At 70.4% G+C, this 19,724-nt stretch carries 24 protein-coding genes; 11 read left to right on the top strand and 13 right to left on the bottom strand.

Annotated features, from left to right (window positions below):
* Nucleotides 1-112: 112 nt before the first annotated feature.
* On the top strand, nucleotides 113-562 hold the full coding sequence (locus ASC66_RS06510; RefSeq protein ID WP_055836663.1) for a membrane lipoprotein lipid attachment site-containing protein: 450 nt from the start codon (nucleotides 113-115) through the stop codon (nucleotides 560-562).
* A 127-nt stretch (nucleotides 563-689) separates the two neighbouring features.
* Entirely contained in the window at nucleotides 690-947 is a 258-nt protein-coding gene (locus ASC66_RS18315) for a hypothetical protein (RefSeq protein ID WP_082492096.1), read from the top strand.
* Here ASC66_RS18315 and ASC66_RS06505 read toward each other — a convergent pair.
* Complete coding sequence (locus ASC66_RS06505) at nucleotides 910-1,341, bottom strand: four-helix bundle copper-binding protein (protein ID WP_055836660.1); 432 nt, start codon at nucleotides 1,339-1,341, stop codon at nucleotides 910-912. The genes ASC66_RS18315 and ASC66_RS06505 overlap by 38 nt on opposite strands.
* A gap of 158 nt (nucleotides 1,342-1,499) precedes the next feature.
* Between ASC66_RS06505 and ASC66_RS06500 the strand changes: the two genes are divergently transcribed.
* Nucleotides 1,500-2,441 (top strand): NAD(P)H-binding protein, encoded by a 942-nt coding sequence (locus ASC66_RS06500; RefSeq protein ID WP_055836656.1) that lies wholly within the window; start codon nucleotides 1,500-1,502, stop codon nucleotides 2,439-2,441.
* Nucleotides 2,442-2,493: 52 nt separating this feature from the next.
* Here the strand turns inward: ASC66_RS06500 and ASC66_RS06495 are convergent, their stop codons facing one another.
* From ASC66_RS06495 to ASC66_RS06460, 9 genes are all read right to left on the bottom strand, one after another.
* On the bottom strand, nucleotides 2,494-4,875 hold the full coding sequence (locus ASC66_RS06495; RefSeq protein ID WP_235496824.1) for a RecQ family ATP-dependent DNA helicase: 2,382 nt from the start codon (nucleotides 4,873-4,875) through the stop codon (nucleotides 2,494-2,496).
* 72 nt (nucleotides 4,876-4,947) lie between these two features.
* A complete protein-coding gene (locus ASC66_RS06490; protein WP_055836653.1) occupies nucleotides 4,948-5,268 on the bottom strand; it encodes an acylphosphatase in 321 nt (106 codons plus the stop codon).
* Between the two features lie 29 nt (nucleotides 5,269-5,297).
* On the bottom strand, nucleotides 5,298-5,444 hold the full coding sequence (locus ASC66_RS18055; RefSeq protein WP_157509685.1) for a hypothetical protein: 147 nt from the start codon (nucleotides 5,442-5,444) through the stop codon (nucleotides 5,298-5,300).
* Between the two features lie 63 nt (nucleotides 5,445-5,507).
* The gene (locus tag ASC66_RS06485) at nucleotides 5,508-5,738 is read right to left on the bottom strand and encodes a hypothetical protein (protein ID WP_055836650.1); all 231 of its coding nucleotides are present in this window, start codon (nucleotides 5,736-5,738) and stop codon (nucleotides 5,508-5,510) included.
* A gap of 108 nt (nucleotides 5,739-5,846) precedes the next feature.
* Nucleotides 5,847-6,185, bottom strand: coding sequence for a DUF1801 domain-containing protein (locus ASC66_RS06480; protein ID WP_055836640.1), 339 nt, complete (start codon nucleotides 6,183-6,185; stop codon nucleotides 5,847-5,849).
* Nucleotides 6,186-6,358: 173 nt separating this feature from the next.
* Nucleotides 6,359-6,931 (bottom strand): dihydrofolate reductase family protein, encoded by a 573-nt coding sequence (locus ASC66_RS06475; protein WP_055836637.1) that lies wholly within the window; start codon nucleotides 6,929-6,931, stop codon nucleotides 6,359-6,361.
* Entirely contained in the window at nucleotides 6,928-7,770 is an 843-nt protein-coding gene (locus ASC66_RS06470; protein WP_055838277.1) for an alpha/beta fold hydrolase, read from the bottom strand. Before ASC66_RS06470 ends, ASC66_RS06475 begins: the two co-directional genes overlap by 4 nt.
* A gap of 31 nt (nucleotides 7,771-7,801) precedes the next feature.
* The gene (locus tag ASC66_RS06465) at nucleotides 7,802-8,290 is read right to left on the bottom strand and encodes an SRPBCC family protein (RefSeq protein ID WP_055836634.1); all 489 of its coding nucleotides are present in this window, start codon (nucleotides 8,288-8,290) and stop codon (nucleotides 7,802-7,804) included.
* Nucleotides 8,287-8,718 carry an ArsR/SmtB family transcription factor gene (locus ASC66_RS06460; protein WP_235496739.1) on the bottom strand — a complete coding sequence of 144 codons (432 nt, stop codon included), beginning with the start codon at nucleotides 8,716-8,718 and terminating at the stop codon, nucleotides 8,287-8,289. The genes ASC66_RS06465 and ASC66_RS06460 overlap by 4 nt, the downstream gene beginning before the upstream one ends.
* A gap of 189 nt (nucleotides 8,719-8,907) precedes the next feature.
* Between ASC66_RS06460 and ASC66_RS06455 the strand changes: the two genes are divergently transcribed.
* Nucleotides 8,908-9,408 carry a rhodanese-like domain-containing protein gene (locus tag ASC66_RS06455; RefSeq protein ID WP_055836632.1) on the top strand — a complete coding sequence of 167 codons (501 nt, stop codon included), beginning with the start codon at nucleotides 8,908-8,910 and terminating at the stop codon, nucleotides 9,406-9,408.
* Between the two features lie 70 nt (nucleotides 9,409-9,478).
* Here ASC66_RS06455 and ASC66_RS06450 read toward each other — a convergent pair whose 3' ends face one another.
* Entirely contained in the window at nucleotides 9,479-10,426 is a 948-nt protein-coding gene (locus tag ASC66_RS06450; protein WP_055836628.1) for a proline dehydrogenase family protein, read from the bottom strand.
* A gap of 109 nt (nucleotides 10,427-10,535) precedes the next feature.
* On the opposite strand from ASC66_RS06450, the gene ASC66_RS06445 reads away from it, so the two are divergent.
* The 3 genes from ASC66_RS06445 to ASC66_RS06435 are packed head-to-tail and all read left to right on the top strand — an operon-like array spanning nucleotide 10,536 to nucleotide 13,946.
* Nucleotides 10,536-11,792 carry a type III polyketide synthase gene (locus ASC66_RS06445; protein WP_055836625.1) on the top strand — a complete coding sequence of 419 codons (1,257 nt, stop codon included), beginning with the start codon at nucleotides 10,536-10,538 and terminating at the stop codon, nucleotides 11,790-11,792.
* Nucleotides 11,792-12,604, top strand: coding sequence for a methyltransferase domain-containing protein (locus tag ASC66_RS06440; protein WP_082492095.1), 813 nt, complete (start codon nucleotides 11,792-11,794; stop codon nucleotides 12,602-12,604). Before ASC66_RS06445 ends, ASC66_RS06440 begins: the two co-directional genes overlap by 1 nt.
* Entirely contained in the window at nucleotides 12,597-13,946 is a 1,350-nt protein-coding gene (locus tag ASC66_RS06435) for an FAD-dependent oxidoreductase (RefSeq protein WP_055836622.1), read from the top strand. The genes ASC66_RS06440 and ASC66_RS06435 overlap by 8 nt, the downstream gene beginning before the upstream one ends.
* 148 nt (nucleotides 13,947-14,094) lie before the next feature.
* On the opposite strand, the gene ASC66_RS06430 is transcribed toward ASC66_RS06435, so the two are convergent.
* Entirely contained in the window at nucleotides 14,095-15,084 is a 990-nt protein-coding gene (locus ASC66_RS06430) for a sulfurtransferase (protein WP_055836620.1), read from the bottom strand.
* Nucleotides 15,085-15,167: 83 nt separating this feature from the next.
* Nucleotides 15,168-16,658 (bottom strand): L-serine ammonia-lyase, encoded by a 1,491-nt coding sequence (locus ASC66_RS06425; protein WP_055836616.1) that lies wholly within the window; start codon nucleotides 16,656-16,658, stop codon nucleotides 15,168-15,170.
* A 104-nt stretch (nucleotides 16,659-16,762) separates the two neighbouring features.
* Here ASC66_RS06425 and ASC66_RS18050 point away from each other — a divergent pair, with 104 nt between their 5' ends.
* Genes ASC66_RS18050 through ASC66_RS06405 form a run of 4 tightly spaced genes read left to right on the top strand, consistent with a single transcriptional unit; the run spans nucleotide 16,763 to nucleotide 19,720 of the window.
* Nucleotides 16,763-17,830: a GNAT family N-acetyltransferase gene (locus ASC66_RS18050; RefSeq protein WP_157509684.1), complete on the top strand. Its 1,068-nt coding sequence runs from the start codon at nucleotides 16,763-16,765 to the stop codon at nucleotides 17,828-17,830.
* 50 nt (nucleotides 17,831-17,880) lie between these two features.
* The gene (locus ASC66_RS06415; RefSeq protein WP_055836613.1) at nucleotides 17,881-18,513 is read left to right on the top strand and encodes a hypothetical protein; all 633 of its coding nucleotides are present in this window, start codon (nucleotides 17,881-17,883) and stop codon (nucleotides 18,511-18,513) included.
* A complete protein-coding gene (locus tag ASC66_RS06410) occupies nucleotides 18,513-19,109 on the top strand; it encodes a hypothetical protein (RefSeq protein ID WP_055836610.1) in 597 nt (198 codons plus the stop codon). The genes ASC66_RS06415 and ASC66_RS06410 overlap by 1 nt, the downstream gene beginning before the upstream one ends.
* A complete protein-coding gene (locus ASC66_RS06405; RefSeq protein WP_055836606.1) occupies nucleotides 19,109-19,720 on the top strand; it encodes a hypothetical protein in 612 nt (203 codons plus the stop codon). The genes ASC66_RS06410 and ASC66_RS06405 overlap by 1 nt, the downstream gene beginning before the upstream one ends.
* Nucleotides 19,721-19,724 lie beyond the last annotated feature (4 nt).

The following is a 19,724-nucleotide window of genomic DNA, read 5'->3' as shown; positions in this document are numbered from 1 at the left end:
CGACTGACTGTTGCACCCGTGACCGGGTTCTCAGCGGTCTCTCGAGCGACCTTCTCTGCTGCATCACCGGGCAGCCGTCATGACAGTTGCCGGTGTGTGTCATGGTGAGCCCATGAAGAAACTCATCGCACCGCTTGTTCTTGTCGCCGCCCTTGCCCTGACAGGCTGCAGTGGACCAGGCACCACCCCGGCCGGTGCAGGCGATTCCAACACCGTGGCGGAGGCGCCGCAAGCCCCTGATCTGGTCGGCGCCTGGATGCAGAGCAACTCCGCAAGCGAGGACTCGTTCCAGCAGGCCACGATCACCGCGGACACAATTACCGTCGAGTGGGTTGCCGACGGCGGAGACACGACGTCGATTTATTGGGTCGGAACGTTCGAAGCGCCTGCTGACGCGACTGAGCCGTACACGTGGACTTCACAGCGGGACGCCGAGGCTACCGACTCCGCGCTCTTGGCCTCCACCGATGACACCAAAGAGTTCACGTTCGAGGGCGACACCATCAGCTATAAGGTCAGCGCTCTCGGAACCACGACAAAGGTCGAGCTGAAGAAGGACTAGCGTTCGATGCGTCATTTGTGTTGCTCTGCGCCACATGATGTGGCGCAGAGCAACACGAACTGGCGCAGAGCGGTGCGGCGACGCCAGCATGCCGGCACCCGCACGCCGGTCACGCCAGAATGGGCGAATGGATGTCAGTATTGACGGCATCGGTGGCGGCGGCATGTGGTTCACGCTGTCGCTTATCAACGCGGGGCTCGCGGAATCGACGGGGCGTGGACGCCTGAACTGGTGGCTACTCTCGCTGCTACTCGGCCCGATCGCGACGCTCCTCATCGTGGTGATGGGGCGCGGCCCGATCGTAGACGTGCTGCCCGCGGCACTACCCGGCGGGCAGCAGGCCAGCGCTAGCTCATCGGCATCATCGAGCGCATGGCGTCCATGACCTTCTGGCAGGCCACGGCGCACTGACGGCAGATCTCTGCGCACATCTTGCAGTCCTCGTGCATGTCGGCGTGCTTCGTGCACTCCTCCGCGCACGCGTTGCTCAGCATGATCGTGGCCGAGAGCATCGCCATCATGCTCTCCACGTGCATGCCGGCCGGCCGCATCATCATCCGCATCATCGTGTTGCAGACGTCGGCGGTGTTCATGCACATCTCCATGTGCATCGCGCCACCGGCTTCGTCGCCCATCATGCACGATGCACACATCGTGCACGCCTGCTCACAGGCGGAGCAGGCCTCGATACAGTCCTGCAGCATGGCCATGTCGACGTCCTGCATCGCCATGTCTTTCGCGTGCATCTGCATCATCTGCATTGTGCTGTTCATCATCATGCGCGTGCTCCCGACTGAGGCGCCGTGCACGCGAGAACACGGTGCTGAAACGGCAACCCTCTCTGCCCGAAATGCTACGCGCGCGGCAGGCAAAAGTCAGGGGGATCGGACAGGAATTCATGGGTTGTTCTGTCATGCTTCGCGACTAGAGTGCAGCCATGACGCGCATCGGAGTCACAGGTTCAACCGGCCATATCGGCGGGCTCGTCGCCAAGGCCCTCGTGGCCGCACCGACGCCCGATCAGACGTTGCGGCTGATCGTCCGCGACCCGCTGCGGGTGCCTGCCCTGCGCCTGCCTGGGATGGGGGCGGGTGCCGCCGATCCCGCCGCCGGCGCCGCGACCACCGGGCCGATAGACGCCGCGGATGCCGACGGCACAGGTGCCGGCGCGGTCGATGCCGACGCCGCCCACCAGGCGATCGAGGTTGTGCAGTCCAGCTACGACACAGTCACCGCCGTCGACCTCGGCGAGCTCGATGTCGTGTTCATGGTGTCAGCGGCCGAGTCGGCGACCCGGCGCGAGCAGCATCACCGATTCGTGCGGGCGGCCACGAACGGCGGGGTTCCACACATCGTCTACACCTCCTTCGCCGGAGCCGATCCCGGCGCCACCTTCACCCTCGCCCAGGATCACGCGTACACGGAGGAGCTCATCCGCGCGAGCGGCATGAATTACACCTTCCTGCGCGACAACCTCTACCTCGACCTGTTGCCGCACTTCGCCGACGAGCACGGCGTCATCCGAGGCCCAGCCGGTGACGGTCGGGTGGCGGCCGTGGCCAGAGCCGACGTCGCGGACGCGGCCGTTGCCGTCATCCGCGATCTGGCCGCCCACGTGAACGCGACGTACACGCTGACCGGGCCGGAGGCCCTGACGCTGGCCGAGATCGCCGCGGCCACTGGGCTGCGTTTCGAGAACGAGACGCTCGACGAGGCCTACGCCTCCCGCGCGCACTACGGCGCCGAACCCTGGCAGCTGGAGGCGTGGGTGAGCACCTACACCGCGATCGCCGACGGCTCGCTGGCCGCGGTGAGCCCCGATGTGCAGCGCCTCACCGGCCACCCGGCGCGCGGACTCGCTGAGCTCTTCGGCTCGTAGCGCAGCCGCCAGGACCGGCCGCCGACGATGGGTCGCCGTCGGCCCCGCCGACTCAGCCCTGCAACGCGAGCGTGAACGGCAGCACCGCGCCTGCGCCGTGCTGGCGCAGCAGCCGCCCGGCGATCGTCAGGCTCCAGCGGCTGTCGGCGATGTCATCGACGAGCAGCACCGGTCGGCCGGCGTACTCGTGCAGGGCGGCGGCGAGCTCGGGGCCGACGGCGAAACGCTCCCAGACGCCGGAGAGCCGGTAGGCGCTGTTGCCGCCGGGCCCGCCGCTCGGGCCGCCGTTCGCCCAATCGAGTGTGCCGAGCAGCGGCAGTCGGCCGCGTTCGGAGATCGTCTGCGCGACCGAGCCGATGAGCTGCGGATGCCGCCGCGACGGCATCGCGACGACCGCCGCCGGGCGCTCCTCCCAGTTCCACTCGGCGAGCACCCGAACGCAGGCTGCCAGCATGGCCGGGATTGCCGGTGCGTCGCCCGGGGTGGGGGTGACCCCGCGCTGATTGCGCGCTACGCCCCGCTGATTGAGCCTGTCGAAATCAGACTCGGCCGGGGTTTCGACAGGCTCAACCAGCGGAGAGCCAGGCTCAACCAGCGGAGAGGCAGGCTCACCCAGCGGCGACGCAGCGGGCGCCGCCAGCGGGGAGGGCGCCGCAAAGATCTCCCGCAGCGGACCGCCCCAGCCGAGGTCGCTCAGCCGGGCCAGTGCACGGCCCGGGGCGAGCCGCTCGGCGGGCGGAATGTTGCCCTTCACCGGGACGCCGAGCGAGGCGACACCGGTGGGCCACTGGGCGCGCGGCTCGATGAGCACGCCGACCCGGTCGAGTGATGCGCTGGCGCTGGCGGCGGCATCCGCGGCGACGTCGACGGGGTACCAGGCGCCGGCACAGTTGTCGCAGCGTCCGCACGGAACCGCGGTGTCGTCGTCGAGCGCGCGCTGCAGGAACGCCATGCGGCACTCGCTCGTGCGCTCGTATTCGATCATGGAGCGCTGCTCGGCGAGGCGTTCGGCTGCGATGCGCTCGTATCGTTCCCGGTCGTAGAACCAGGGCTGCCCTGTCGACGTCCAGCCGCCCTGCACGCGGCGCACGGCGCCGTCGACGTCGAGCACCTTGAGCAGCAGCTCGAGCCGGGACCGGCGCAGATCGACGATCGCCTCGAGCGCCGGGGTGGAGAGTGGCCGGCCACTGTCGGCGAGGGCGGCGATCACCGCCTGTGCCTTCTCCTCGTTCGGCATCGAGGAGGTGGCGAAGTAGGTCCAGATCGCCTCGTCTTCGACGCCGGGAAGCAGCAGCACGTCGGCGTTCTCGGTTGCGCGGCCGGCACGGCCGACCTGCTGGTAGTAGGCGACGGGGGAGGAGGGAGCGCCGAGGTGCAGCACGTAGCCGAGGTCGGGCTTGTCGAAGCCCATGCCGAGCGCGCTCGTGGCGACGAGCGCCTTGATCTCGTTGCGCTTGAGCTGGCCCTCGAGCTGCTCGCGTTCGTCGGTGTCGGTCTGGCCGGTGTACGCGTGCACGGAGTGGCCGGCCTCGCGCAACAGTCTGGCCGTGTCCTCGGCCGCGGCGACGGTGAGCGTGTAGATGATGCCGCTGCCCGGAAGATCGGCGAGGTGGCTGAGCAGCCAGGCGAGGCGTGCCTTGGCGTCGGGCAGGCGCAGCACGCCGAGCCGCAGCGAGGTGCGGGCGAGCGGGCCGCGGATGGTGAGCACGGGCTCGGTGTCGCCGTGCTGGGCGGCGGCGGCGGCGAGTTGCTCGGCGACATCCGTCACCACCCGGCTGTTCGCCGTTGCGGTGGTGGCGAGCACCGGAACGCCGCTCGGCATCTCGGCGATCAGCTCGCGCAGACGCCGGTAGTCGGGGCGGAAGTCGTGCCCCCAGTCGCTGATGCAGTGTGCCTCATCGACGACGAGGAGGCCGACGCGGTTGATCAGGGCAGGCAGCTGCTCGTCGCGGAAGCGCGGGTTGTTGAGGCGCTCGGGGGAGACAAGCAGCACGTCGACCTCGTCGGCGCGCAGCTGCTCGAGCACGCTGCCCCACTCGTGGGCGTTCGAGGAGTTGATCGACACGGCGCGCACCCCGGCGCGCGCGGCTGCGGCAACCTGGTCGCGCATCAACGCCAGCAGCGGCGAAACGAGAATCGTGGGGCCCGCGCCGGCATCGCGCAGCAGCTTGGTGGCCACGAAGTACACGGCCGACTTGCCCCAACCGGTGCGCTGCACGACGAGTGCGCGGCGGCGCTGGGCGACGAGCGCCTCGATCGCCTCGAACTGCCCGTCGTGGAAGTCGGCGTCCTGGCGCCCGACGAGTGCGCGCAGTGCAGCGAGGGCTGCGGGGCGGATTCCGTCTCCTCCGGCCTCGGCGGGATGCGACAGTGCAGTCGCAGCGACACTCTCGGGGTTCACCGTGTTCTCGTCATCGATTCCTGCGTTCTGCATGTCATTCACGACTCCAGCCTGACAGACACCGCCGACACTGTGGGCCCCGGCATCGCTGACGCGCACGCGGAGCTAGGAAACGATGTGGAAACCGCCGCTCTCACGCGCGTGGCCGTCGGGCGCCCCATCGGGCGTGCCTCCGGAGACCTCGCCGTGCTCGCCCAGCTCGCTCACCTCGAGGGAGGCGACCGCCGCGCCGCGCGGGCCATGACCCAGCCAGTCCAGCATGCGCTGCACGGGTTCGGCGTCGCCGCCGATCTCGGCCTCGACGGCGCCGTCTGCCCGGTTGCGTATCCAGCCCGTGATGCCGAGGCGTTCGGCCTCTGCACGAGCGGAGTACCGGAATCCGACGCCCTGCACCATGCCGTGCACCACGACTCGAACGGAGCTCATGCGTCGACCGATCGGCGCCGTATGCGCGGTCAGCGGCGCTCGGCTGCGCCGTCGTTGCGGCTGCGGCGCGTGGCGCGCACGGGAACGGGGCGCCTCCCAGCCGGAAGAAGACCGAGCAGCATGGGCATCAGCAAACCGGAGCCTGCGACTATGAGCAACCACATTTCTTGGGTCATGGATGCAGCGTAGGAGAGTTGACTGGAGAATCGCTAGATGGCAGCCGCCAACGCGGTGCGCGCCTAGTGGGTGTCGGGTGCTGGAGTCGGCGTCACGCGTTCGTCCTGCGCCTGCATCTCGAGGAAGGTCTCGTAGGCGCTCACGTGCATGGCCTGGTCGTAGGCGGCCATAGCGGCGCCGATCGCGGGCCCGGCCGTGCCGCGGCGCCGGATGCGCTGGGCGAGGAGGGCCAGACCGAGCAGCACAAGGGTAGTGCTGCCGACGACGACGGCTCCGATCCACATGTCACCCATGCCAGCACTCTACGCCGCCGCCGTGCACGGCCGCGAGATGGCGCAAACGGCCCCTTGAGCGCGGCCGAAGGGGCCGTTTGCGACAACTCGTGGTCGACGACGGGCGCCCTAGGCCGTGGCGGTGGCCTGCTTCAGCCAGTCGGCGAAGAGGGCGGCGTCGATGTCGTCGGTGCCGGACAGTTTCAGTGTGGACATGCGGGCCCCGGATTCCAGCCGGCCGCTGGCGTCCGTGATGGGGGAGCCGTTCCAGATCATGAAGGTGGTCCAGCGCGGATACGGCTTGAAGCCGGCGATCGGGTTCTTGCCGTCCAGCCAGACCGGGTGGCCGTGCCAGACCTGGCCGGTGGCGCCGGGAACGGCGTCGTCGATGATCGCGCGCAGCGACTCGGCGATCTCACGGGCGGGGGCGTCGAGTTCGGCGATGAACTCATCGAGGGTTGCGGGCATCTGGGGTCCTTTCACGAGGTGGTGTGGTGGGATTTCGACAAGCTCAATCAACGGGAGACAAGCTCAATCAACGGGAGACAAGCTCAATCAGCGGGAGACGGACTCAATCAGCGGGAGACAGGCTCAATCAGCGGGAGACGGGCTCAATCAGCGGGTGGCGGCAGCGCGAGCGCTCACTCGGTGCCACCGGCGGCCGCGAAGCCGGCCGAGAGCGGGTCGCGGTAGCTGTTGAGCAGGGTGCCGTTGCCGAAGCGCCGCGACGCGGTGAGCTCGAGCTGGAGCGGTTCGGCGAAGAGCGGGATGCCGCGGCCGAGCGCGATCGGGTGCACATAGAGCCGCACCTCGTCGATGAGGTGCTCGCGAAACAGCGACTGGGCAAAGCGCGAACCGCCGGCCACGCTGATCACGGTGCCCGGCTGCTCCCGCAGCGCCGCGATCTCCTCGGCCGGGCTGCCGGTTGCGAGCCGAGAGTTCTGCCAGTCGACCTGCGTGAGCGTCGTGGAGAACACGACCTTCTGCTGCGCGTTCAGGATCTTCGCGAGTGGTTCCTCGGCCGTCGGCCAGTACGCGGCCTGATCGAGGTAGTTCACCCGCCCGAGCAGCATCGTGTCCGAGCCGCTCTGCAGCACCTCCTGGTGGGCGAAGAGTTCTTCGTCGAGCCGCTCCATCGCCCAGTCCAGCTCGCCGTTCGGGCCGGCGACGAAGCCGTCCAGGGTCACCTGCATGCCGAGGCTGACGATTCTCATCGGAACATCTCCTTCAGTGCGTCCGCCACGACGGGCGGCTTGAATGTGTGGTTCTGGTCCGGCATCCACCGCATGGTCGCGCCGGGAACGGCGGATGCCGCCCACTCGGCCGCCGTGCGCAACGGCTCCGGACTCTTCGTGCCGGCCATCACCGTGACTGGGCAGCCGATCGAGGCCCAGCGCGAACCGTCGAGCTTGGGGACCGCGCTGCCGACACCCGGCTTCATGGCCGCGCTCGTCACGGCCAGATCGTAGGGAATCGTGTTCGCGAGCGCGGTGAGGCGCTTCCACATCGGGGACAGCCTCATCCCGAAGGCGACGACGCCCGGCATCCCCATGCCCTTGGTCATGAACAGCGACACCGCCTTGCTCCTCTCGCCGGCGGCCAGGAGGGCGGCGATCGGCGCGCGGAGCCCGATCGCGGTGCGCAGCGGGTCGGCGTTGACGACGTAGGGCGGCTCGTAGCAGGCGAGCCGGCTGATGTGCGAGCCGCGGGCGGCCGCCTCGATCGCCAGCGCGGCACCGGAGGAGAGGCCCCAAACCAGCGCGGTTCCGCCCGCGGCGGCGATGACGGCATCGAGGTCCTCGACCTCGCGCTCGATCGCGTACGGCGAGGTGTCCCCGCTGTCGCCGCGGCCGCGCCGGTCGTAGTTGTAGACGGTGAAGCTGTCGGCGAGCTGCTCGACGAGCTCACGCGTCAGCGGGAAGCGGCGCTCGCTGAACGCGCCGCCGACGAGCACGAGCGCGGGCCCGGTGCCCGTCGCGTCGTAGGCGATGACGGTGCCGTCGGCGGAGGTGACGGTGTGCGGCGGTGAAATGGTGGTGGAGTGCGAGCTCATGGTGCGGTCCTTTCGCTGGTGCTGTGAGAGGTCAGGGGCGGATGCCGGCGGCGCCGGCGATGGCGGCATCCAGCTTGTCGAACGACATGCTCCAGCCGATGTTGTTGCCACGCTCCATCTCGGTGGCCGCGAACGGACCCTGATGCAGGGTGATGCGGGTGCGCTCGCCGTGGTCGTGGAACTGCACGCGGAGCTGCATCGTGATCGGCTCCTCGTCGACGGGACGTTTGACGCTGAGCTGGAATGCGATGAGTTCGGGTTCGAGGAACTCGAGCACCTCGCCGTACGTCCAGATCTCCACGCCCGTGGACTCCTCGACCATGCAGAGCTGGAAGCGCCCGCCGACGGAGCGTTCCATCACGATGTGCTCGACCGGCGCCGAGTACCCGACGGGGCCCCACCACTCGGCGAGCCTGGCGGGCTGCAACCAGAAGTCGAAGACGACGTCGCGCGGGGCCGCGAACATGCGCGTGATGTAGGTGTCGGTGTCGGCGATGCCGCTCGGGCGGGTCTCGGTCATGACGCTGTGTGCCCCTCGGTGAGTGTGTCGGCCTGGGTGAAATTTGTTTGGGTGGCCATGTGCGCCGCCAGTGCGACGTCGAGTTTGTCGAAGCTCTCGCCCCAGAATCGCCGGTAGTTCTCCACCCACACGCTGGCCTCCTCGAGCGGCGCGGCCTCGAGGTGGCTGAGGCGTGCCGTCGCCGCCCTGCTGCGCGAGATCAGCCCGGCGGCCTCGAGCACCTTGAGGTGTTTCGAGATGGCGGGCTGGCTCATCGCGAACGGCGTTGTCAGTTCGGACACCGACGCGTCCCCCGCGGCGAGGCGGGCAAGGATCGCCCGCCTGGTCGGGTCGGCCAGGGCCATGAAGACGCGGTTCAGGCGTTCCTCCTCGGCCGCGGGCGAGGCGGCGCCCGGGGCGTTGCGCACGCTGCTCAGGGTCGTGTTCACCGGTCGAACCTCAATCCATAACTAATTGGTTATGAAGATAGGCCGCGGATGCCGCGCTGTCAAGACCTTTCTCGCGCGAACTCGGATGCGCGGTGCGAACGCGGCCGCGCGCCGCGCGGTGGCGGGATCTCGGCGAAGAGCGGCAGGAACTCCGGGTCGCCGAGCTGCGGCATCCGGAATGCTGGACGCATGACACTCAGCCCCGCCCAGACCCGGCCCGCCTCCGTCTTCGGTGCCGAGCGCGCCGCGACGCCCGAGGCGGCCAGTGCACACTTCCGGGCAAAGCTGGCCTTTGAGACGGACGCCTCCGATGTCGACGCCGAACAGCGTGCGGGAACGCCGAGCTTCGTTCTCGTCGACACCCGCAGCGATGCCGCCTGGGCGCAGGGCCGTGCGGCCGGCGCCGTGCACCTGCCGACTGCACGGATCGCCGAGGAGGCGGCCACGCTGTTCGCGCCGGACACGAAGCTCGTCGTCTACTGCTGGAGCCCCGGCTGCAACGGCGGCACGAAGGCGGCCCTGGCGCTGAGCCTGCTCGGCTACGAGGTGCGCGAGATGATCGGCGGCTTCGAGTACTGGGCACGCGAGGGCTACCCCGTGCAGACGGATGCCGGCACAGAGGCGCGCCTCGTCGACCCACTCGTCGGGCCGGTATCCGCGGCCGGCGCCAGCGTCAGCTGCGGCTGCTGAGCGCGCCGGCTCTCCGTCGAGTCACTCGGCAGCGCCCGCTGCTCGCGCCTGCCGCGCTCAGTCGGCCGCGCTAGCCTGCCGCGTCGGTGATCGCCTGGAACACGCGATCGGGATTCTCGGCGATGCGGTTGAGCACGTAGAGCCACCACTCCGTGCCGAAGATCAGGTACTCCCGTGTGCGCAGTCCGGCCGCGCGCAGCTCGTCGAGCGTTTCGGTGCCGAGACCGAGCAACATCTCGAACTCGACGTGCGGGGCGGCGAGTGCGCTGCCATGAACGCTCAGCAGCGTGTCGAGAATGTCGGCGTCGTGCGTGGCGATCGACAGCGCGTGCCCGCTCGTGATTAGCGTGTCCGCAAGGGTGACGTAGGCGTCTCGAAGTGCGGAACTGTCGCGCGCGAACGCAACGCTCTCCGGCTCGAGAAATGCCCCCTTGACCAGCCGCACGCGCCCCGGCCTCTGCAGAAGCGCCGCGAGATCGGAGGGAGTCCGGTGCAGTCGCGCCTGCACGGTGATGCCGACGTGGTCGAAGCTCCGGCAGAGCCGGGCATGTGTATCGAGCACGAGGTCGGTGCGCGCGGAACCCTCGGCCGAGATGATGAGTTCGGTGCCGGCCTCTGCCGTCGCCTCGGCAAGACGAACCGCGTTGCGGTAGCCCAACTCTGGATCGACGGTGAGCCCGATGTGTGACAGGTCAAAGGAGACGGTGCTCGGCACCGCTGAGCTCTGGATCCGCCGGGCGAGCTCCAGGAAGACCTCGGTCTCTGCATCGGCCACGGCCGCGGCGCGCACGCTCTCCCCGGTGTACTCAATGCTCGCGAGGTGCCCGCGGGCGAACACCTCCGGCAGCCGGTCGAAGACCTGATCCAGCGTCTCGCCGGCGATGTAACGCTCGGCGATGCGCCTGGCGATCGGGGAGAGACCGGGATCGGCGAGAACTCGTGCCTTGAGAGATTCGTCGAGGGCGAAGGCGCGCAGCGTCTCGGCGCTTGCGGCACGGGCGAAGGCAACGTCGAGCATGCCATCAGGCTATCGCTGTGACTGGGCTGGATGTGCGCTGGCACCGAACTGGCTGAGAACTGTGCCGCGGCTCTATGCCACAGGGCCCTGCGGGTGCCTAGACTGAACCATGGTTGTGACGCTACGCGCACTGCAGACTGCTGTTCCCCCCACCGTGCTGGTGCAGGAGGAGGTGCGAGACGCCTTTGCCGCCCAGCCCGGTCTCAGTCGCTTGGGTCAACGACTCGTCAGCACCGCCTTCAACGCCTCAGGCATCGACACCCGGTATTCGGTGATCGAGGAGCTCTCTCTGCACCAACCGCCGGGAGACCATCAGTTCTTCGACAGTGCCATTGGGCTGCTCCTGCGGCCTGGCACCAAAGTGCGCAACGAGCTCTACATCCAGCAGGCGACGCCGCTCTTCGTCGAGGCTGCCCGCCGCGCGCTCGCGGCCTGCCCCGGCATCGAGGCGGCCGATGTCACGCACGTCGTCACCGTCTCCTGCACCGGCTTCTACCAGCCGGGCCCTGACTACATGCTGGTGCGCGAGCTGGGGCTCGCGCCATCCGTGCAGCGCTATCACCTGGGTTTCATGGGCTGTTACGCCGCCATGCCCGCGCTGCGCACGGCGCGACAGTTCGTCGAGGCCGACCCGGATGCCGTCGTGCTCGTGGTGAGTGCCGAACTGTGCTCGCTGCACCTGCGCAGCTCGAACGACCCCGATGAAATCGTGGCGTCGTCGCTGTTCGGGGACGGCGCAGCCGCCGGGATCGTGAGCGCCCGGCCGCCGGTCGACGGAGAGATGGCGTTCACGCTGGACCGCTCCGAGACCGTGCTGACGCCGGTCGGCGAGGCCGACATGGCGTGGAAGATCGGCGACAGCGGCTTCGAGATGGTGCTCTCCAGCTACGTGCCGCACATCATCGACGAGCACATCGGCAACGCGCTCGTGCCGCTGTTCGCGCCGGAACCGGTCCTCGCGACGGCGCTCGCCGCTGGAGCGGCCGGTGAGGCGGTGCAGCACTGGGCGATCCACCCGGGCGGGCGCAGCATCCTTGACAAGGTCGAGCAGAAGCTCGGGCTCAGCGAGGCGCAACTCGTGCCGGCCCGTGAGACGCTTCGCAACTACGGAAACATGTCGAGCGCGACAGTGCTCTTCGTGCTGAAACACATCCTCGAGGCTCCGGACACGGCGGCGGGAGAGCGCGTGCTGGCGATGGCCTTCGGGCCGGGGCTCACCGTCGAGACCGCGCTGCTCAGCACCGTCGGGGCGCGCGTGGCCGCGGAACGCGTGGGCGGCGGGGCGAGCGTCGGTGAGGCGGATGCCGCGGCATCCGTACCCTCGCCCGACAGCACGCCCACGGAGGCCCCGGCGCTGGTGCGCTGATGGCGTCGGCGCCCGCGACGGCCCAGCGACCGCGCCGCTTCCTGCATGCGCGGGCCACGGACACCGCCGAGTTGATGGATGGCCCCGGTGCCGACCCGGCCACGCTGCAGCGCACCTACGAGCAGTTCGGCCTGGTGAACACCGCCGTCTCGGGGTGGCGCGCCAACTACCGCCGTTTCATCCGGCCACAGCTCTCAACGACACGCTCGACCACGCTGCTCGACATCGGCTCCGGCGGCGGCGACCTGCCGCTCGCACTCGCCGCGTGGGCGGCATCAGATGGGCTGCGCCTGCAGATCACGGCGATCGACCCGGATGCCAGGGCCCACGACTTCGCGAGCGGTCGGCGACCGGTGCGCGGTGTCACGTTCCGGCGCGCCTTCAGCGCGGAACTCGTCGGCGAGGGGGCGACCTTCGACATCGTGATGTCGAATCACATGCTGCACCACCTCAGCGCCGCCGAGCTGGGCGGGCTGCTCTGGGACAGCGAGCGGCTGGTGGCCGGGCCGGGCCCCGACTCGGGCGATTCCCACCCCCGGCCGCGACTCCCGCGCGTGCTGCACGGAGACATCACCCGCAGCCGGCTCGCCTACGCCGGGTTCGCGCTCGGCACGCTGCCATTCGCCCGCTCGCTGCTCAAGGGTTCCTACATCCGCACGGACGGCCTGACCTCCATCCGCCGGAGCTTCCGCCCCGTGGAGCTGGAGGGCGCACTGCCGGAGGGCTGGGCGGTGTGGCCGCAGAGCGCGTTCCGATACCTGCTCGTGTACCCGGGGCCCGCAGCACTCGCCAGCGGAGCGTTCGATGGTTGAGTCGCCTGAGCCGCGCACCACACCGGATGACGCCGCAACCGACGGCGCAACCGACGGCGCCGCCGCCGCCGCGAGACCCATCGCCGATGTCGCCATTGTCGGCGCCGGCCCCGTCGGGCTGCTATTGGCGTGCCTTCTCGTGCAGCGCGGGCTGAGCGTGACCGTGTTGGAGGCGCGCGGGCAGAGCTCCGAACACTCGCGGGCCATCGGCATCCACCCGCCAGGCATCGCCGTGCTGGCTCAGCTCGGGCTCGCGGATGCGGCGATCGCGGCGGGGACGCCGATCTTCCGCGGCGAGGCGTGGTGCGATGGCGAGCTGCTCGGCGCGCTCGAGATCGGCGAGGCCGGCGGGCGTTACCCCTTCGTGCTCTCGCTACCGCAGCAGGGCACCGAGCGGCTGCTGCGTGATCGCCTGACCGAGCTGAACGGCGGCGTCGACCCGGTGCGGCGGGAGGTCCGCGTGACGGGGGTGTCGCAGCGCTCGGAGTACGTCCAGCTCACGACCAAGGCGTCGCACATCAGCGTCGGCAGCGATGCCGGCACGGATGCCGCTTCGCCGCGACACGTGCTGGCGCGTTACGTGGTCGGAGCGGATGGAGCCCGCAGCCGGGTGCGGGAGCTCGCCGGCATCCGCTGGGTGGCGGCCGGGAAGGCACAGCCCTACCTGATGGCCGACTTCCGCAGCGATCAGCCGCCGCGGCTGGGCCCGGCGGAAAGCGGGGGCGACAGCGGAGGCGGCAGGCTCGCCGCCACGACCGCGCTGCTCGCCTTCGAGCGCGGGGGAGTCGTCGAGTCCTTCCCGCTGCCGGGCGGATGGCGGCGCTGGGTCGTGCTCACCGACCGGCTCTGGCACGAGGCCGGCGTGGCCGATCTGGCGGGGATCGTGCGGGATCGCACCGGGATCGAGCTGCCCATGGCATCCGCAAGCGACGAGGAACGCGAGCGCACCGACAGCTCACTCAGCGCCTTCGCGGTGCGCCAACACCTCGCCTCGCGCATGGCCGCGGGCCGCATCGCGCTGCTCGGCGACGCCGCCCACGAGGTGAGCCCGATCGGCGGCCAGGGCATGAACCTCGGTTGGCTGGATGCCGCCGCCCTCGCCCCCGCGCTCGAACTCGCCGTGCGAGGCGGCCACGACCTCTCCGGCCGCGCGCTGCACGAGTACGATCTCCGCAGGCGCTTCGCCGCCCGCCGCGCTGTGGCGCAGGCGGCGTTCAACATGCAGATCGGGCGCGAGGCCAGTGGCCCGCGGCTCGGTGTGCGCAACGCCCTCGTGCGGGTGCTGGGGCGCCCGCCGTTCCGCGCCCTGCTGGCGCAGGCGTTCACGATGCGTGGTCTCTGAGCCCCGCGCACGCGCACGCGCCGCGCGAGCCGCCGAACCGCCGGGCGGGACGTCTGCGCGCCAGAAACCGCGCCACCGCTGTAGAAACGTGTGGCGCGATTGTGTGGTTTCTGCCGCGCCGGCCGAGCGGAGGGCGCCGGGCGCGGCGCTAGACCAGCGAGACGAGCGGGGCGTTCTCGTCGGCGGTCCACTCGTTGAGGGAGCCGTCGTAGATCGCGATGTTGCCGGTACCCGCCGCCGTCAGCGCGAGCGCGGCCGCGGCCGCGGCGATCCCGCCACCGCAGTAGGTGATGATGCGGGGAGCGAGCTCGCGCGATGCCGCCGAGGGGGCGCCGCCCGCTGCCGACGGCGTGCCGGCATCCGTCGTGGCAGCCGCACCGAGCACCGGAGCGAGCTTCTCGCTCAGCGCCACCCCCTGCAGCAGGGCGTTGTCCGCACGGTCGACGAGGCGACCGGCCGGCAGGCTGAGGCTTCCCGGGATGTGGCCGGCCCGGCTGCGCGAGCTCGACTCGCCGCTGAACTCGGCCGGAGGCAGCGCGCACACGAGGGTCGCCTCGGCGTCGCCGGCGACGACGGCCGCGACGTCATCCTTGTCGGCCCAGAACTCGGGGCGTTCGACAGCGGTGAAGCCGGCGGAGACCGCCGGTTCGACGTGGCCTCGTTCGAGTGGGCGCGCCTCTGCGCGCCACTTCGTCAGGCCGCCGTCGAGCACGGCGACGTTCTCGAAGCCGAAGGAGCGCAGCAGCCACCAGATGCGGGCCGCCCACTGTCCGACCGAGTCGTCGTAGAGCACGACGGCGCTGTCGCCGTCGATGCCGACGGATGCCGCCGCAGCGACGATCTGCTCGGCGTCGGGCCGCGCGAAGCCGAAGGGTTTGGCCGGGTCGGAGAAGACCTCGAGCACGTCGGCGAAGACAGCCCCGGGGATGTGGCCGTCCACCAGGTACTGGTCGAGTCCGCTGAGCCAGCGGTAGCCCGCCTTCGTGGTCGGCGCCTTCACGTGCAGCACGGTGGCGTCGAGCACGACGAGGCCGTCGCGGCCGAGGTGATCGGCCAGCCACTGCGTCGAGACGAGCGGCGTCGACAGCAACGGTGCGGGCAGGGCGGGGCTGGCGATGGTGGCATCCGGTGAGCTCATGTGCTCACGCTAATTCGCTGCCGATGCCCGGTCGAGGCGGTGCGTAAGAGGAGGTAACGCGCGCGGCACTCGGGCCGCGGCGCTCAGCACTCGATGACGTTGACGGCGAGCCCGCCCTCGCTGGTCTCCTTGTACTTCGTCATCATGTCGAGGCCGGTCTGGCGCATCGTCTCGATCACCGTGTCGAGCGAGACGAGGTGGGTGCCGTCGCCGTGCAGGGCGAGCCTCGCCGCAGACACCGCGGTCGACGCCGCGATCGCGTTGCGCTCGATGCACGGCACCTGCACGAGCCCGCCGACCGGGTCGCAGGTGAGGCCGAGGTGGTGTTCCATCGCGATCTCCGCCGCGTTCTCGACCTGCCGCGGGGTGCCGCCGAGCACGGCGCAGAGTGCCCCGGCCGCCATGGCGCAGGCGGAACCGACCTCGGCCTGACAGCCGCCCTCCGCCCCCGAGATCGAGGCGTTGGCCTTGACGAGCGAGCCGATCGCGGCCGCCGTGAGCAGGAAGGTACGGATGCCGGCATCCGACGCCCCGGGAACGAACCGCATGTAGTAGTGCCCGACGGCCGGGATGATGCCGGCCGCGCCATTGGTCGGCGCCGTGACGACGCGGCCGCCGCTGGCGTTCTCCTCGTTCACGGCGAGGGCGAAGGCGTGCAACCATTCGGTGGAGGTGTCGCGCTCCCGCACCGGCTGGCCGTCGTACGCTTCGAGCCGTTCCCGCACCTCGGGCGCGCGGCGCTTGACGCCGAGGCCGCCCGGCAGCACGCCCGGCGTCGCCAGGCCGTGCTCGACACAGCTGTGCATGGCGGCCCAGATGGCGTCGAGTCCAGCGTCGAGCTCCTCGCGGCCGTGCACGGCCTCCTCGTTGGCCCGGGCGATGTCGGCGAGGCTGATGCCCTGGGCCTCGCAGAGCGCCAGCAGCTCCTCCGAGCTGGAGTACGGCAGCGGATGCCGCGGCGTCGCCGCCTCGGTGACGAGGCGCACGCGCTTCGGGGTGCCGGCGGCTGCTGCGGCGCCCGTGGAGTCGGAGACACGGTCCACACCCGCGTGCGCGGCCGCGGAGTGCGCGGCGTCCTCGCTGGCCCGCCGGATGAAGCCGCCGCCGACCGAGTAATAGGTCTCCTGGTAGAGCTCGTGCTCCGTGCCGGCCTCGTCACGGCCCCAGACGTGCAGCGTCATCGCGTTCGGGTGCCCGGGCAGCCGGGTGAACGGGGCGAAGCTGATGTCGTCCCTGGCGATGTCAACCGGGTGGATGCCGGCCAGCAGCACGCTTCCGTGGCCGACGGCCGATTTCGGCAGCGTGCTCCATGCACCGCGCACGACGGCGGGGTCGCAGTCCTCCGGGCGCAGCCCGCTGAGGCCGGCGACGATGGCATCCGGTGTGCCGTGCCCGATCCCGGTCGCACCGAGCGAGCCGAAGAGCACGCAACTCAGTCGGGTGATGCGCGGGAGCATCGCGGGCTCCAGGCGGTCGGCGAAGTCGCGGGCGGCCCGCATGGGGCCCACCGTATGGGAGCTGGAAGGGCCGATTCCGATCGAGAAGAGATCGAGGGCTGAGACGAACGCTGTCACCCCTCCATCGTAGGCAACAGAGCGTGCAGAAATGCGGCGCCACGTCGCAGAATCGTGCGCAGCTCCGCGCGTCCTCGCAGCTTCGCCGCGTAAGCTTGATCTCCGTGATTCAGCCCGAGCCCCGCCAACTGCCCCGACCTGCCTTCGTCATCCGCGAAGCAACCCCCGAGGAGTTCGCAACCGTCGGCGATGTGACGGTTACCGCCTTCCAGCACGGACCCTACGGTCACCTGCCGACATCGGCAGAGCGGAACCGCCTGATGCGCGACGCGGAGGGCCGGGCGGCATCCGGAACGCTGCTCGTCGCGGTGGCGAGCGGAACGGGCACCCACGCGGAGGGCACGGTCATCGCCACCGCCAGCCTGCTGCGCGCCGAGACCGAGCACTCCCGGCTCGCCACGGGGGAGGAATTCGAGCTGCGCCTGCTCGGAGTGCTGCCGGAGGCCAGAGGTCTTGGCCTCGGCGAGGCACTCACCCGGGTCGCGCTGGAACGCGCCGTGGAGCAGGGCGCGAGCGCCCTTGTGCTCGACACCGGAGAGCTGAACCTGCCCGCCCAGCGCCTCTACGAGCGGCTCGGCTTCGAACGCATCTCGATGGATCAGATGCGCGATGCCGCACAGACGGCCGATGTGCCGCTCGTTGCCTACCGCTACCCGCTGCAGCGCCCAGACGGCGAGGTGCTCGTGCGGTTGATGCGTGACGAGGAGATCGACGCCGTCGCCGAGCTCTCCGAGCGCGCGTACGCCCACGACTACAGCCTCAGCGACTCCTACCGGGCCTCGATCGTCGACGTCGCCGGCCGTGCGGACGAGCACCAGGTCTGGGTCGCCAGCGACACCGAGACCGGCGCCCTCCTCGGCACGGTCTCGACCCCGCGGGCCGGCGCCGTGATGACCGAGCTGCCGCAGGTCGGCGAGATGGACTTTCGCCTGCTCGCCGTGCACCCGGATGCCAGACGCCGCGGCATCGGCGAGCTGCTCAGCCGCCACGTGCTGCTGCTGGGCCGGCTGCGCGGCGTTCCCCGCGTCGTCATGAACTCGGGCCCGGAGATGATCGGCGCGCACAAGCTCTACGAACGGCTCGGATTCGAGCGGCTGCTCGACCGGGAGCCGCTGCTGACCATGCCGGACGGCCGCGAGCTCAAGCTGCTCAGCTTCGGCTACTCGATCTAGCCGCCCCGCCCCACGTCGCCCGTCGCGGTGCCGCGCCCTAGACTGGGCGCGTGAGCGGTCAGGGGGAGACGAGCTGGCGCGGGCGCCTGAAAGGGCAGGCCGTCGGCCGTGCCAAGGCGCTTCCGCTCAAATCGATCACCCGCATCGCCGTCGTGGTCGTTCTCGCCGGCTCTGCCGCCTTCGGTGGGCTCGCGGATGCCGCCGAGCCGCCGATCGCAGAGCGCGAACTCGGCCAGCCACACCATGGCAGCCCGCTCACCATCACCGTGCAGGGCGTCAGCGTCGTCGACGTGCTGCCGGGCAACAGTGCTGCGCCTGAACCCGGCCAGTCGTTCCTGCGGGTGCGCGCCGAGCTGGTGAACGAGTGGGACGAGCCGCTGCTCCGTCCTCTCGACGCTGTGCGCGTGAGTGGCGTCGACGGCCTCGATGCCACCGCAGAGGCGGAGATGGTGCTCTACGCGGCCGACGGCGACGAGCTGCTCCGGCTGCAGCCCGGCGTGCCGACGGTCGTGGACCTCGTGTGGTCCGTGCGCACCGCGGCCGCGACGCCAGGAAGCCCGGTCACCGTGGAACTGTTCGACCTCAGCCTCTACACGTTCACGGCCGTTGCTGTCGGGCAGGAGTGGTCGGACCCGACCCTCGCGGTCACCATGCCGGCCGTCATCGAAACGGCGGCGGACTAATGAGCGCGCGCCGGAAAGCCATCGGAGCCGGGCTCGGGCTCGCCACGCTGCTGCTCGTCTCCGGTGTCATCGCCAACCACACGCCGGACGAGAGCGTGCGCGATGCGCCCTTCGAGGTGCGCGGCGCACTCGGCGCCACCCTGACGGGGCGCAACCTGAGCGCCACCGTGACGGGAGCCCAGTTCGTGACGCAGCCGCGGGGCGAGCTCTGGGGCGAGCCGTGGGCCGCGGAGAGCGGTGGTGTCTGGCTGGTCGTCGATGCCGAGGCCGCCTGCGTGGAGTCGCTGTGTCAGCTGCAGTCGGCGATGCTCGACGTCGATGGAACGCGCTGGTCCGCCAGCGAGCGGCCGAACTCGCTCTCGCTGGCCCAGACGACGCTCGCGGCCGGCATCCCCACCGCGGGTGCCCTGCTGTTCGAAGTGCCCGCCGCGCTCGCCCGGGATGCTGCCGAGTCCGCGGCGCCGCGGCCGGCCGAACTGCGCCTCGGGGTTGCATCCGACGAGCGCCTGGACTCGCTGCTCATCATCGAGCTCGACCTGAGCGCGCTGAAGCAACAGCCGAGCACCACCATCACAGAGCCGGGCTGGGCCGAGTGATGACCGAAACGATCGGTGCAGCCCAGACGGCGCCGGATGCCGAACCGGCACCCACAGTCGCTGCTCCGCCTGCCGCCGGCTGGTGGCGGCGCAACCGCTGGGGCCTTCTCGGCGTGATCGTGCTCCTGCCCATCGGGCTGGCCGCCATCTTCGCCGACAGCTGGCTCGGCTACTTCGAGTCCCGCCCGTCACGGGCCGTCGTGGCCGGCGCCGAAGAAGCGGTGCAGATGCCGACGGCCGCCTTCGAGACCATCGCCTCCGCCCGGCTGCCGGCGGACACACCGGGAGCCGTCGACATGCCCGCCGGCACCGAACTCGTGCTGGCTCGGCTGGCCGTGACTCCGGCGACCGCGGGCGTTCTGTGCGAGATCACGCTGGCCGCTGTCGATGGGGTCGGCGAGTGGCGACCGATCGGCGCGGGGGAGTACGGCTGGTCACCGGAGGAAGGTCTGGCCAACGGCGCCTGTGACAGCGCCCGCACCGAGCCGTACTCGGTCGATCTGGCCTTCCTCGTGCCGCAGACCGCGGATGCCGATCTGGAACTCGTCGTCGAGAACGTCGAGTGGTTCCCGGAGTACCTCCGCATCCGGCTCCCGCCTCCGCTGGAGTGACGCG

The sequence above is a fragment of the Leifsonia sp. Root4 genome (assembly GCF_001425085.1).
Lineage (GTDB): Bacteria > Actinomycetota > Actinomycetes > Actinomycetales > Microbacteriaceae > Microterricola.
Note: the sequence above shows the minus strand (reverse complement) of the source record. Positions and strands in the feature narration are given on the sequence as shown.